Annotated in this window: 13 protein-coding genes; 6 read left to right on the top strand and 7 right to left on the bottom strand. The window is 75.4% G+C overall.

Annotated features, from left to right (window positions below; all coding sequences use genetic code 11):
• Positions 1-11: 11 nt before the first annotated feature.
• Positions 12-929 (bottom strand): KPN_02809 family neutral zinc metallopeptidase, encoded by a 918-nt coding sequence (gene ypfJ / locus ACI792_RS03685; protein ID WP_456601377.1) that lies wholly within the window; start codon positions 927-929, stop codon positions 12-14.
• A gap of 109 nt (positions 930-1,038) precedes the next feature.
• Between ypfJ and ACI792_RS03680 the strand changes: the two genes are divergently transcribed.
• A complete protein-coding gene (locus ACI792_RS03680; protein ID WP_456601376.1) occupies positions 1,039-1,482 on the top strand; it encodes a nitroreductase family deazaflavin-dependent oxidoreductase in 444 nt (147 codons plus the stop codon).
• Between the two features lie 19 nt (positions 1,483-1,501).
• Here ACI792_RS03680 and ACI792_RS03675 read toward each other — a convergent pair whose 3' ends face one another.
• Positions 1,502-2,563 (bottom strand): winged helix DNA-binding domain-containing protein, encoded by a 1,062-nt coding sequence (locus ACI792_RS03675; protein ID WP_456601375.1) that lies wholly within the window; start codon positions 2,561-2,563, stop codon positions 1,502-1,504.
• Positions 2,564-2,597: 34 nt separating this feature from the next.
• Entirely contained in the window at positions 2,598-3,362 is a 765-nt protein-coding gene (locus tag ACI792_RS03670) for a TrkA C-terminal domain-containing protein (RefSeq protein ID WP_456601374.1), read from the bottom strand.
• Between the two features lie 56 nt (positions 3,363-3,418).
• On the opposite strand from ACI792_RS03670, the gene ACI792_RS03665 reads away from it, so the two are divergent.
• The 4 genes from ACI792_RS03665 (at position 3,419) to ACI792_RS03650 (ending at position 6,302) form a co-directional block, all read left to right on the top strand.
• The gene (locus ACI792_RS03665; protein ID WP_456601373.1) at positions 3,419-4,042 is read left to right on the top strand and encodes a class I SAM-dependent methyltransferase; all 624 of its coding nucleotides are present in this window, start codon (positions 3,419-3,421) and stop codon (positions 4,040-4,042) included.
• Between the two features lie 79 nt (positions 4,043-4,121).
• The gene (locus ACI792_RS03660) at positions 4,122-4,247 is read left to right on the top strand and encodes a hypothetical protein (RefSeq protein WP_456582615.1); all 126 of its coding nucleotides are present in this window, start codon (positions 4,122-4,124) and stop codon (positions 4,245-4,247) included.
• 108 nt (positions 4,248-4,355) lie between these two features.
• On the top strand, positions 4,356-4,640 hold the full coding sequence (locus ACI792_RS03655) for a three-helix bundle dimerization domain-containing protein (RefSeq protein ID WP_456582616.1): 285 nt from the start codon (positions 4,356-4,358) through the stop codon (positions 4,638-4,640).
• A 42-nt stretch (positions 4,641-4,682) separates the two neighbouring features.
• Positions 4,683-6,302, top strand: a complete 1,620-nt coding sequence (locus ACI792_RS03650) for an ABC-F family ATP-binding cassette domain-containing protein (protein WP_456601372.1) — start codon at positions 4,683-4,685, stop codon at positions 6,300-6,302.
• An 86-nt stretch (positions 6,303-6,388) separates the two neighbouring features.
• Here the strand turns inward: ACI792_RS03650 and ACI792_RS03645 are convergent, their stop codons facing one another.
• Positions 6,389-7,594 carry an alanine racemase gene (locus ACI792_RS03645; RefSeq protein WP_456601371.1) on the bottom strand — a complete coding sequence of 402 codons (1,206 nt, stop codon included), beginning with the start codon at positions 7,592-7,594 and terminating at the stop codon, positions 6,389-6,391.
• Positions 7,595-7,699: 105 nt separating this feature from the next.
• Between ACI792_RS03645 and ACI792_RS03640 the strand changes: the two genes are divergently transcribed.
• Entirely contained in the window at positions 7,700-9,037 is a 1,338-nt protein-coding gene (locus ACI792_RS03640; RefSeq protein WP_456601370.1) for a D-arabinono-1,4-lactone oxidase, read from the top strand.
• 17 nt (positions 9,038-9,054) lie between these two features.
• On the opposite strand, the gene ACI792_RS03635 is transcribed toward ACI792_RS03640, so the two are convergent.
• From ACI792_RS03635 to ACI792_RS03625, 3 genes are all read right to left on the bottom strand, one after another.
• Complete coding sequence (locus tag ACI792_RS03635; RefSeq protein ID WP_456601369.1) at positions 9,055-9,948, bottom strand: oxidoreductase; 894 nt, start codon at positions 9,946-9,948, stop codon at positions 9,055-9,057.
• Between the two features lie 37 nt (positions 9,949-9,985).
• Entirely contained in the window at positions 9,986-11,182 is a 1,197-nt protein-coding gene (locus ACI792_RS03630; RefSeq protein WP_456601368.1) for an MFS transporter, read from the bottom strand.
• A 177-nt stretch (positions 11,183-11,359) separates the two neighbouring features.
• The gene (locus ACI792_RS03625) at positions 11,360-12,541 is read right to left on the bottom strand and encodes a zinc-dependent alcohol dehydrogenase (protein WP_456601367.1); all 1,182 of its coding nucleotides are present in this window, start codon (positions 12,539-12,541) and stop codon (positions 11,360-11,362) included.
• Positions 12,542-12,649: the final 108 nt, after the last annotated feature.

The raw sequence follows: 12,649 nt of genomic DNA, 5'->3' as shown, positions 1-12,649 counted from the left end.
GGGTCCTCCTCTCAGCCCAGGTCGTCGGTGGCGAAGGTGTCGCAGCGTCGCGGGTCACCGGTCTCGTACCCGGTGCGGAACCAGCGCTGGCGCTGCTCGGACGAGCCGTGGGTGAACGCGTCCTGGTCCACCGTGCCGCTGCCCAGGTTCTCCTGGATGAAGTCGTCCCCGATGCGGCCGGCGGCGTCGAGCGCGCGGTTGATGTCGTCCTCGGTGATCTCGGCGATCAACGGCTGCCCCGACTCGTCGGGGACGGTCTCGGCGTGGTTGGCCCAGGCGCCGGCGAAGCAGTCGGCCTGCAGCTCCAGGCGCACGGTGCCACTGGTCGGCCCCGACTCGCCGGGGGCGACCTGGCGGTTGATGCCGAGCAGGTTCTGCACGTGGTGGGCGTACTCGTGGGCGATGATGTAGGCGTTGACGAACAGCCCACCCTGCGCCCCGAACTGCTGCTGCAGCTGGTCGAAGAAGGTCAGGTCGATGTACACCAGTTCGTCGGCCGGGCAGTAGAACGGCCCCGACCCGCTGGTGGCCCCGCCGCAGGCGGTCTGCACCGAGCCGGAGAAGAAGACGGTCTGGGTGGGCCGGTAGTCCGCGCCCAGCACGCCCGACCAGTAGTCCTGGATCGACTCGATGTCGGCGACCACCGCGCACTCGACCGAGGCGTTCGCGTCGGCCCCGGTGCGGCACTGCTGCTCCAGCTGGCCGTTGTCGGCCGTCTGGCCCGGCCCCAGACCGGAGAGACCGCCGACGCCGGCACCGGTGCCGTCGCCACCGCCGCCCAGCAGCTGGAACAGCACCAGCACGACGATGCCGACCACGCCCAGACCGCCGCCGCCCACGGCCAATCCGCGGCCGCCGCCGAACCCGCCGCCGCCCCGCAGGTCGCGGACGCCCGACGTGTCCAGGTCGGCTCCTTCGCTGTACCGCATCCCGTGCTGCTCCTCCCGCCGTCTGGCCGAGTGCACGGTGCCACCGGCCCCGGGTGCCCGCGACTCGGGTCGGCGCGCAGCGGGGTGGCGGCGGCCCTAGATTCGGCGCATGCCGCTGGAGGGTGAGTACGAACCGAGCACGCAGCAGTGGGTGCGCGACCAGGTCGAGCGCTACGAGGCGACCGGCGGGCGCGAGGCCAACACGCTGCGGGACACCGGGCTGCCCGTGGTCGTCTTCGCCACCCGCGGAGCCAGGAGCGGCAAGGTGCGCAAGCAGCCGCTGATGCGGGTCGAGAGCGAGGGCGTGTACGCCATGGTGGGCTCCCAGGGCGGTGCGCCGACCCACCCGGCGTGGGTGGCCAACCTGCGCGCCCACCCCGACCAGGTCACCGTGCAGGACGGCCCGGAGCCGTGGGACGGCGTGGCGCGGGAGATCTCCGGCGCCGAGCGCGACGAGTGGTGGGAGCGCGCCGTGGCGGCCTACCCGCCCTACGCCGAGTACCAGCAGAAGACCGAGCGGCGGATCCCCGTCTTCCTGGTCGAGCGCCGCTGACGCAGGGCGGCCCGGCGGCTCACGGCAGCGCCGCGGCCAGCCGGGGGATCGCCGCGGCGACGTCGGCGTCCCAGCCGGTGAAGGGCTCCGCCTCGACGGTGCGGGCGGCGCCCCGGCCCGCCGCGCGCCACGTGCCGGTGATCCGGCCGTCGACGACCACGGTCGGGCGGAAGACGCCGTTGCGCCCGGGCACGATGCGCTCGGCGTGCGCCGGGTCCAGGACCGCGCCGCGCTCGGCGTAGCCCAGCACGAACTCGTCGAACCCCGGCAGCAGCAGCGGCGCCCGGGCGGCCTCCCGGTGCGCGGCGCAGCGTTCGGAGGTCTCCGGGTCGAGGAAGTGCTCGACGCCCTCCACCTCGATGCGCTCCAGCCGGTCGCGGACGCCGTCGAGCCCGGCGCGCACGTCGCGCACGGTCGTGCCCGCCCAGCGGACGAGGTCGTGCACGGTGGCCGGACCGTGGCCGAGGAAGTACCGCAGTGCCAGCTCCGCGAGCGCCTCCTCGCGGGTGAGCCGGCGGGGGGAGTGGATCCACTCGTCGAGCAGCACGAACAGCTGCTCGCCTTCCTCGGTCGGCCCCAGGCAGAGCGTGCCGGTCTGGGCGAGGTACCAGAGCAGGTGGTAGCCGCGCTGACCGGTCGTCGGCACCCCGCCCTCCTCGATCGCCGCCAGCAGCGCCCGGCGGGGGAGGCGGCGGTCACCCGACAGCGCGGCGACGGCGAGCGTGCGGGCCCGCTCGGCGTCGGCATCGGTCAACCCCAGGGCGGCGCGCCGCCCGGCGAGCCCGGCCAGCGCGCGCGGCCCGAGCAGCTCGAGCATCCAGGGCAGATCGCCCGCGGGCAGCAGGTGCAGCGTCCCCCGCATCGGCCAGGAGCGGACGACGGCCCCGGTGTCGAGGGCGTGCAGCACGGCGGCACGGTCCCGGGCCCGGGTGCGCAGGGCCACCGAGGTCACCGCGCCCGGGAAGTCCTGGCCCTGGAGCGCCAGGAGCCGGTGCACCGCCGCGGCGGGGTCCGCGGCCGGTGGCCCGGCCAGCCGCTGGGCCACCAGGCGCAGGAGGGCCACGTCGTGCAGCGTCGTCACGCGCACACCGTGGCAGAGGAGTGCGACGGTCGGGCTACCGCCGCCGCTCGACCACCTCGACCGGTGGGGTGGCCGCGTGCCAGGCGCGCGACCGCTCGCTGGCCTGCTCGCCCTCGTCCCCGTGCAGCCGGTCGGCGATGTCGTCGAGGATCGCCTGCCGGCCGTAGAGGACGACGACGTCGCCCGTGCGCACCTGGAGGTCCTCGCTCGGCGCCCCCATCCACGTGCCGTCGTCCCGTTCCACGCCCAGGACGGTGACCCCCTCCTCGGGCAGCCGGAGCCGGCCCAGGGGACGTGAGGAGATCCAGTCGTCGTCCCGCACCGGCAGCTGGATCACCTGCCACCGGCCGCGGAGGTGCAGCAGGGCCGCGTAGTCGCGGATGTCGAGGTCCGCGACCCGGCTCAGCACCCGTTCGATGACCCGCCGCAGCACCCGGTCGACGCGGTCGTTCCGCGAGAGCCAGAGCAGCGCGGCCATCGAGCCGACGATGACCAGCGTCCGGCGCACGCCGCCTCCGGTGGAGTCCACCCCCGCGTAGGTGAGGATGAGCGTGCCGAGCACCGAGACGGCGCCGGCGCCGCTGACCAGCATCAGCACCATGACGATCCGCCGGCGCACCGGGTGGGACACCACGGCCTCGGCCTCCGACGTCGTGAAGCCGGTCCCCGTGAAGGCCGAGCGGGCCTGGAACCGGGCGTGCTGCAGCGACATCCCGGTCATGGTCAGCGCGACGGTGGCGACGCGGGTGACGAGCAGGCCCAGGGTGACGATGACGACGAGGGAGACGACGGCGGCCACGCACCACGCTTACCGTGCCCGGGCGTGCGGAGCGACCCGGCTGCCAGACTGCGGGCGTGCGGGCGGAGGACTGGGACCGGCGGTACGCGGAGCAGGCGCAGTGGTCCGCGGGGCCGAACGAGCTGGTTGCGGAGCTGCTCGCCGACCTGCCGCCGGGCGAGGCTGTCGACCTGGCCGCGGGTGAGGGGCGGCACGCGCTCTGGCTGGCCGCACGGGGCTGGGCGGTGACCGCGGTCGACTTCTCCGCCGTCGGGCTCGAGCGCGGGCGGGGCCGCCCCGGTGCGGAGCGGGTCCGCTGGGTGACCGGCGACGTCCGCACCTGGTCGGCGCCGCCGGGATCGCTGGACCTGGTCCTCGTCGCCTACCTCCACCTGCCCGAGCCGGAGACGACGGCGCTGCTCACCCGGGCCGTCGGCCGGCTCCGCCCCGGCGGGCGTTTGCTCCTGCTCGGGCACGACGTGGAGAACCTCACGGCAGGGGTCGGCGGGCCGCAGGACCCGGCGATCCTGCACAGCGTCGACCGGCTCGCCCCGGTGGCGCGCCTCCTCCACGTCGACCGGCTGGAGCAGGTCCGCCGGGCCACCCCGCACGGCACCGCCCTGGACACCCTGCTCTGGGGACGGGCGCGCGAGCTGACCGGTGATCGCGGCCCGCGTGCCGGCGTGGCGCCCCCGTCGTGACCGGGACGCCCGACGCGATCGAGGAGTGGTTCGCCGCCGCGCAGGGCTGAGCGGACCTCGGGCGGTACCGTCCCTCGCCATGATGGGCATGGGTGGTGCCGGCGGGCCGGAGTCGGAGCGCCGGCGGCGGCTGGTCGCGGCGATCGTGGTCCTGGCGATGCTGCTGGCGGCCGGGGCGACGGTGCTCTCCATCGCCCTCGGCTGAACCCGGTCAGGCCTTTGGGCCCTGGTGTCCGGCGCGGCGGAACGAGACCGTATGGAACCGCCGAGGCCTGATCCCGCCCGGCTCCACTCCGGAAACGAAGGACCGCCGATGACCCTGGTCGTCCCGCCGAGCTCCTCCGGCCCCGCCGCCGACGGCTCCACCGGTCCGGTGGACCTCCCCGCCGGCGCCACCCACGACCGGCCCCGCGGCGACGACGCGGTCAGCGCGGCCGTCGGCCGGCTGAGCGGCGAGTACTCCGGCCGGGTCGGGCGACGCGAGGTCGTCCGGGTCGTCCGGGAGAGCCGGCGCGACCTGGGCGGGTCGCCCGTGGGGGCGCTCCCCGAGCTGGTCGAGCGGCTGGCGCGCTACCGCCTGGACCGGCACATCGGCTGAGCGCCCCGGGAATGCGGTTGCCCGGCGGGGCAGGATGAGCCCGTGGGCTACGTCGACGTGACCGGGGTCCGGCACACCCTCTCCGACGGGCGGGTGCTGCTGGACGACGTCTCCTTCCGCATCGGGGAAGGAGCCCGCGCGGCGCTGGTGGGCGAGAACGGCGCGGGCAAGACGACCCTGCTGCGGATCATCGCCGGCGACCTCGCGGCCGAGGCCGGGTCGGTCGCCCGCACCGGTGGGCTGGGGGTGATGCGCCAGTTCATCGGGGCGGTCCGGGACGACACGACCGTGCAGCGGTTCCTCGTCGACCTCTCGCCGCCCGCGGTGCGCGACGCCTGGGACGCCGTCGAGTCCGCCGAGCTGACGCTCATGGAGACCGACGACGAGCGCTCCCAGATGGCCTACGCCGACGCGCTGGCGCAGTGGGGGGACGCCGGCGGTTACGACGCCGAGGTCACCTGGGACACGGTGACCGTCGCGGCGCTGGGCGTGCCCTACGAGCGCTGCAAGTACCGGGAGCTCGCCACGCTCTCGGGCGGGGAGCAGAAGCGGCTGGCGCTGGAGGCGTTGCTGCGCGGGCCGGACCAGGTCCTGCTGCTCGACGAGCCGGACAACTACCTCGACGTCCCCGGCAAGCGCTGGCTGGAGCAGCGCCTGCTGGAGACGCGGAAGACGGTGCTGTTCGTCAGCCACGACCGCGAGCTGCTGGCCCGGGTGGCCGACCGCGTGGTCACCGTCGAGGGCGGGACGGCGTGGGTGCACGGTGGCGGGTTCACCTCCTACCCCGAGGCGCGCACCGCCCGGCACGAGCGCCTGGCCGAGGTGCGGCGCCGGTGGGAGGAGGAGCACCAGCGGCTGGTCGACCTCGTCCGCACGCTGCAGCAGCAGGCCGCCAACTCGCCGGACATGGCCAACCGCTACCACGCCATGCAGACCCGCCTGGCCAAGTTCGAGGCCGCCGGGCCGCCTCCCGACCGGCCGCCGGAGCAGAAGGTCGCCATGCGGCTGCGGGGCGGCCGCACCGGTGTGCGCGCCGTGATCGCCGAGCAGCTGGAGCTGACCGGGCTGATGCGCCCGTTCGACCTCGAGGTCTGGTACGGCGACCGCGTCGGCGTGCTCGGCGCGAACGGGGCGGGCAAGTCGCACTTCCTGCGGCTGCTCGCGGGGCAGGAGGTCGCGCACACCGGGGCGTGCCGGCTCGGGGCGCGCGTCGTCCCCGGCTTCTTCGCCCAGACCCACGCCCATCCGGAGTGGCAGGACCGCACCCCGGTCGACCTGCTGTGGCACGGCGAGCCCGGCCGGCCGGGGGTCGACCGCGGGCGGGCGATGGCGGTGCTGCGCCGGTACGGCCTGACCGAGGCCGCCGACCGGCCCTTCCGCACCATGTCCGGCGGTCAGCAGGCGCGGTTCCAGATCGTCGCGCTGGAGCTGTCCGGCGCCACCTTGCTGCTGCTCGACGAGCCCACCGACAACCTCGACGTGCTCTCGGCGGAGGCGCTGGAGGAGGCGCTCGCGGCCTTCGACGGAACGGTGCTGGCGGTCACCCACGACCGCTGGTTCGCCCGCTCCTTCGACCGCTTCCTGGTCTTCGGCGCCGACGGTCGGGTGTACGAGTCCGCCGAGCCGGTGTTCGACGAGACGCGGGTCGTGCGGGCCCGGTGAGCACCTTTCCGAGTTGATCATCGGCGTGTGGCTGGGCGACACGCCGGTGGGGCCGACCGTTTGCCGATGATCAACGCCCGGGTCGGTCAGCCGAAGGCTCGGCCCTCGCCGCGGTAGGTGGGCAGCGCGTCGACGACGGTGCCGCCGTCCACCGCGTGCAGGGCGTCGACGTGCTCGCAGAGCTCGCCGGCCTTGGCGTGGCGGAACCACACCCGGTCACCGATCCGCAGCCCCGCGGTGCCCGGCCCGCGCAACGGGGTCTGCACCTCCCCGACGCCCTCGCCGGGCAGCCGGCGGAGCCCGGCCGGGAAGGTCGGCAGGGGCAGCCTGTCGGCCCCCGGCGGCCCGGAGGCGATCCACCCGCCGCCGGCCACGGTGACGACGCCCGGCGCCGGGACGCGGGTCACCGGGACGGCGAAGAAGGTGGCCGGGCGGCCGGTGAAGGCCCGGTACCCGTCGAAGAGGGCGGGGGAGTAGAGCCCCGATCCGGCCGCCACCTCGGTGACGGCGCTCTCGGCGGCGGTCCGCTCCAGGCTGCCGGTGCCGCCGCCGTCGACGAAGCGCAGCGGCGCCACCGCGGAGACGGCGGCCACCACCGCGGCGCGGCGGGCGGCGAGCTCGCGGGCGGAGAGGACGTGCAACGCGCGCACCGCCAGTCCCCGGAGCGGGCGCCCCGCCGGCGCGTCCTGCAGCCCGGCGATCTGCGCCTCGTAGGCCATCAGGCCGACCAGCTCGACGCCGGGGCGCGCGACCACGGCACGGGCCAGGGCGGCGGCCTCCGCGGGGGTGTGCACCGGCGACCGCCGGACACCCACGTGCACCCGACCGCCGGCGGCGCGCAGGGAGGCGTCGACGTCGATGCACACCCGCAGCACCGGGCGCCCGGCGGGCGGGGCCAGGGTGTCGATCAGGTCCAGGTGGCCGGTGGAGTCGACCATCAGGGTGATCCGCTCCGCCGCCCGCTCGTCCCGCGCGAGCTGCCGCAGCGCGCCGGCGTCCGCCGTGGGGTACCCGACGACGACATCGGTGCTGACGGGGTCCTCCCCGCCGGCCAGCCAGAGCGCCTCCCGAAGGGTGTAGGCGAGCACGCCGGAGAACCCGGGCCGTGCGAGCACCCGCCGCAGCACGCCGCGGCACCGGACGGACTTGCTGGCGACCCGGACGGGCCGGCCGGCGGCGCGGGCCACGAGGTCGGCGGCGTTGGCGTCCAGCGCGGCGAGGTCCAGCACGGCGAACGGGGCGTCGAGCCCCGAGGTGGCGCGCTCGAGGGCCCGGTGCCGGTCCGCGGTCATCACCGCGCAGCGTGCCGGGTGCGGAGCCGGACGGGCAAGGGCGCACGGGCGGTTGACCGGCGTGGGCGCACCCACCAGAGTGCGCGCTCGACGGAGGGAGACCGCGTGACGGAGCTGCTGGACCGGACGGCCGAGCGCACCCGCTGGCGCAACTGGGCGGGCAACCAGCGTGCGGAGGTGACCGCGGTGCACCCGGCGTCGACCGACGAGGTCGCCGAGGTGCTCACCGCGGCGTCCGCCGAGGGGCGCCGGGTGCGGCCGATCGGCAGCGGGCACTCCTTCTCCGGCATCGGGCTGCCTGCCGACGTCCAGCTCGTGTGCGACCGGCTGTCCGGGATCCGGGAGCTCGGCGACGACGGCCTGGTCACCGTGGGCGCCGGCACGACGCTGCACCGGCTCGGCGTGGAGCTGCTGCGCCGCGGGTGGGCGCTGACCGACCTCGGCGACATCGACCGGCAGACCGTCGCCGGCGCGCTGGCCACGGGGACGCACGGCACCGGGGCCCGCTTCGGCGGACTGGCCACGCAGGTGCGCGGCCTGGAGCTGGTGCTGCCCTCAGGGGAGGTGCTGGCCTGCGACGCCGACCGGCACCCGGAGGTGTTCGCCGCCGCGCGCGTGGGCCTGGGTGCCCTGGGTGTGGTGACGGCGGTGACCCTGCAGGCCGTGCCGGCGTTCGCGCTCCGCGCCGAGGAGCGGCCGGGCACCCTCACCGCGGCGCTCGAGGGCTTCGAGGAGCTGATGACCTCCACCGACCACGTGGAGTTCTACTGGTTCCCGCACACCGACGCGACGCGGGTGTTGGGCAACACCCGCGTCCCGCTGGCCGAGGGGCTCGCCCCCCTCCCACGCTGGCGGGCGGTGTGGGACGACGAGGTGCTCGCCAACGCGGCCTTCGCCGGGGTGGTCGCCGCCGGGCGCCGCGTGCCTGCGCTGGTTCCCACCCTGGCGCGGGTGTCGGCGCGCGCCCTGGGTGCCCGCGCGTGGACCGACCACTCCCAACGCGTCTTCGTCAGCCGGCGGCGGGTGCGCTTCCTGGAGATGGAGTACGCCGTCCCCCGCGCCGACGCCCCGGCGGTCCTGGCCGAGCTGCGCCGGGTGCACGAGGCGGGCGACTGGCGGGCGGCCTTCCCGGTGGAGGTGCGGCTGGCCGCGGCCGACGACGTCCCCCTGTCGACGGCGACGGGCCGGGACACCGCCTACATCGCCGCGCACGTGCCCGCGGGCACCGAGCCCGGGTGCTGGTTCGCCGCGCTCGAGCGCATCGCGGGGGAGGTGGGCGGCCGGCCGCACTGGGGCAAGCTGCACGGTCTGGACGCCGCCACGCTGCGCCGGCGCTACCCGCGGTTCGACGAGTTCGTGGCGCTGCGGGACCGGCTGGACCCGGCCGGGGTGCTCGGCAACGACCACCTGGACCGGGTGCTGGGGCCGGCGCCGCAGGCCTGAGCCCGGGCCGGCGCGGGTCACAGGTCGACGTCGGGCTCCCCGGTGCCGCCGATGCGGTCGAGCTCGGCCAGCTCGGCGGGGCCGAGCACCCGCGCCGAGGCCTGCAGGTTCTCCTCCAGGTGCGCGACCGATGAGGTGCCGGGGATGAGCAGGATGTTCGGGGAGCGGGCCAGCAGCCAGGTGAGCGCCACCTGCACCGGCGTCGTCTCCAGACGCCGGGCCACCGTCTCCAGCGCGGCCGACTGCAGCGGGGTGAAGCCCCCGAGCGGGAAGAACGGCGTGTAGGCGACGCCGTCCCGCGCGAGCGCGTCGATCAGCGGGTCGTCGGCGCGGTGCACCAGGTTGTAGTGGTTCTGCACGCAGACCACCGGCGCGATGGCCCGTGCCTCCGCGTACATCTGCGGGGTCATGTTGCTGACCCCCAGGTGCCGGACCAGCCCCTCCTGCTGCATGGCCGCCAGCGCCTCGAACGGCTCGGCGAGCGAGCGCTCCACGGGCTCGGCGAAGCCGGGCATGCGCAGGTTCACCACGTCGAGGGCCTCGACCCCCAGGTGGTCGATGTTCTCCTGCACGGCCCGGCGCAGGTCGTCGGGGTCCAGGGCTTCGGGCCAGCCGCCGTCGGCGTCGCGGCGGGCACCGACCTTGGTCACGATGACCAGGTCCTCGGGGAAGGGGTGCAGCGCCTCGCGGATGAGTTCGTTGACGACGGTCGGGCCGTAGTAGTCGCTGGTGTCGATGTGGTCGACGCCGAGCTCGACGGCCCGGCGCAGCACCGCGATCGCGGCGTCCCGGTCGGCCGGCGGCCCCATGACGTGCGGGCCGGCGAGCTGCATGGCCCCGTAACCGATGCGGTGCACCTCCCGGTCGCCGAGGCGGTAGGTGCCGGACTGCTCCGCGGTGCCGATCGTCATGCCCCTCCCTACCCGGTGGGCGGGGGGCATGCGCGCCTCAGGCGACCGGCTGCGGGTGGTCGCCGGTGCCGACCGGCACGGTGGCGGCCCGTGCGCGCCGGTCCGCGGACCCGGCCAGCAGCGCGAGCCCCGCACCCACCAGCGCGAGCGCCGCGCCCACCCACATCGGCGCGGTCAGCCCCAGCCCCTGGGAGATCACCAGGGCGCCGAGTGCGGCACCGAGGGCGTTGGCGACGTTGAACGCGGCCTGGTTCGCGGCCGACACCAGGCTGCCGCCACGGATCCGCGCGGCCTCGATCACGCCGTTCTGCACGACCGGGCCCATGGCGAACCCCAGCGTGCCGAAGAGCACGAGCAGCACCACGGCCGCGACCGGCTCGCGGGCCAGGAAGGAGAAGGCCACCAGGATGACGGCGACACCGGCCATCCCGGCGGCGACGAACCGGAACCCGTACCGGTCGCCCAGCCGCCCGCCGAGCAGCGTGCCGACGGTGGTGCCGACGCCGAAGAGCGCCAGCACGGGTGTGATCCCGGCCGCGGGCAGACCGGCGAGATCGGTGAGGATCGGGGCGACGTAGCTGTAGACGGCGAACGTGGCCGCGAAGCCGATCATGGTGAGGCCGAGCACGAGCCACACCTGGCCGCGGCGGAACGCCGCCAGCTCGGTGCGCAGGCCGGCGGCGTCGCCGCGGTCGCCGGGCAGCCAGGCCAGCAGCCCGGCGACGGTCACCAGCCCGATGACGGCGACGGCGGCGAGCACCAGCCGCCAGCTGGTCTGCTGGGCGACCCACGTGCCGATCGGGACGCCGATGACGTTGGCGAGGGTGAGCCCCAGGATCATCAGCGAGATGGCCCGGGTGGCGTGCTCGGGAGCCACCAGCCGGCGGGCGGCGACCGCGCCGACCCCGAAGAAGGAGCCGTGCGCGAGCGCGGTGAGGACCCGGGCGGCGGCCAGGGTGCCGTAGGTGGGCGCCAGTGCGGCCAGCGTGTTGCCGACGACGAAGACGACCATCAGCGCCACCAGGGTCTGCCGCGGGGTGAACCGCAGACCCAGCGCGGTCAGCGTGGGGGCGCCGACGACCACCCCGACGGCGTAGGCGGAGATGAGCAGGCCGGCGGCGGAGACCGAGACGCCCAGGCCGTCGGCGATCTGGGGCAGCATCCCCATGACGACGAACTCGGTGGTGCCGATGCCGAAGGCACCGATGGACAGGGCGAGCAGTCCGCGGGGCACGGGGAACTCCAGGGGACGCGGTCGGGGCGGGGCCGGCGGACGGCGTCGTCCTGGTGGTGCCGGGCTGCGTGCGGGTGGATCCGGTGTGGGCGGGGGAGCCCCGACCGGCGCCGGGCGGGCCCGGGGCCGGTCGGGACCACTGTGCCGAGCCGGGCGGCGCGGCCGCCCGGCGGGGGGTCAGGGCTGCAGGAGCACCTTCACCGCGCCGTCCTTCTTCTGACGGAAGTTGGCGTAGGCCTCGGGCGCCTGCTCCAGCGGCACGCGGTGGGTGGCGAACTCGTCCACGCCCAGCGGGTCGCCCTCGAGCAGCAGGGGGAGGATGTCGGGCACCCAGCGCCACACGTTGGCCTGCCCCATGCGCAGCTGCACCTGCTTGTCGAACATGCGCATGAGGGGCAGGGGGTCGGTCGCGCCGCCGTAGACGCCCGACAGCGAGATCGTGCCGCCGCGGCGGACGGCCTCGATGGCGGTGTTCAGGGCGGCCAGCCGGTCGATGCCGGCCACGGTCATCACCCGCTCCATGATCGCGTCGGGCACGAGCGCGCTCGCCTTCTGCGCGATCGTGGCCAGCGGGGAGCCGTGCGCCTCCATGCCGACGGCGTCGATGACGGCGTCCGGCCCACGGCCGTCGGTCAGGTCGCGGACGCGGGCGACGACCTCGGCCTGCTCCGTGGTGTCGATGACGGTGATGCCGTTGCGCCGGGCGCGGGCCAGGCGCTCGGGGACGACGTCGGAGGCGATGACCTGGCCGGCGCCGAGGTGCTTGGCGATGCGGGTGGCCATGTCGCCGATCGGGCCGAGCCCGAGGACCAGCACGCTGCCCCCCTCGGGGATGCCGGCGTACTGGACGGCCTGCCAGGCGGTGGGCAGCACGTCGGAGAGGTAGACGAACCGGTCGTCCAGCGGGGCGTCGGGGACCTTGATCGGCAGGGTGTTGCCGAAGGGCACCCGCAGGTACTCGGCCTGCCCGCCCGGCACCTGCCCGTAGAGCTTGGTGTAGCCGAACAGCGATGCCCCCATCCCCTGCTCGCGGTTCTGCGTGGTCTCGCACTGCGACTGCAGCCCCTCGGCGCACATCCAGCAGGTGCCGCAGGAGATGTTGAACGGCACGACCACGCGGTCGCCGGGCTTCACCGCGGTCACGTCGCGTCCGACCTCGCGGACGACCCCCATCGGCTCGTGACCCATCACGTCGCCCACCGACATGAACGGTGCCATGACCTCGATGAGGTGGAGGTCGGACCCGCAGATGCCGCTGGAGGTGATCTCGACGATCACGTCGGTCTGCTCCTGGATGGTGGGGTCGGGGACGGTCTCCACCCGGACGTCGCCTCGGCCGTGCCAGGTCACTGCGCGCATAGGTCTTCTCCCTCGATCGGGCTGCGGAAAAGGGCTCTTAGGCCCTACGTGAGCCGGATCGCGCCACTCTCAACCATCTGCAGCGTGTTCGTCACGTTACGTTGATAG

This window comes from Blastococcus sp. SYSU DS0669 (assembly GCF_054050895.1).
The sequence above is the reverse complement of the archived record's forward strand: the minus strand, read 5'-3'. Positions and strand labels throughout refer to the sequence as shown.

What these genes read in the sequence shown, in the direction of transcription:
- ACI792_RS03635 (WP_456601369.1), bottom strand. Translation starts at nt 9,948, where the DNA reads ATGACGATCGGCACCGCGGAGCAGTCCGGCACCTACCGCCTCGGCGAC.
- ACI792_RS03660 (WP_456582615.1), top strand. Translation starts at nt 4,122, where the DNA reads ATGATGGGCATGGGTGGTGCCGGCGGGCCGGAGTCGGAGCGCCGGCGG.
- ypfJ (WP_456601377.1), bottom strand. Translation starts at nt 929, where the DNA reads ATGCGGTACAGCGAAGGAGCCGACCTGGACACGTCGGGCGTCCGCGAC.
- ACI792_RS03680 (WP_456601376.1), top strand. Translation starts at nt 1,039, where the DNA reads ATGCCGCTGGAGGGTGAGTACGAACCGAGCACGCAGCAGTGGGTGCGC.
- ACI792_RS03655 (WP_456582616.1), top strand. Translation starts at nt 4,356, where the DNA reads ATGACCCTGGTCGTCCCGCCGAGCTCCTCCGGCCCCGCCGCCGACGGC.
- ACI792_RS03645 (WP_456601371.1), bottom strand. Translation starts at nt 7,594, where the DNA reads ATGACCGCGGACCGGCACCGGGCCCTCGAGCGCGCCACCTCGGGGCTC.
- ACI792_RS03625 (WP_456601367.1), bottom strand. Translation starts at nt 12,541, where the DNA reads ATGCGCGCAGTGACCTGGCACGGCCGAGGCGACGTCCGGGTGGAGACC.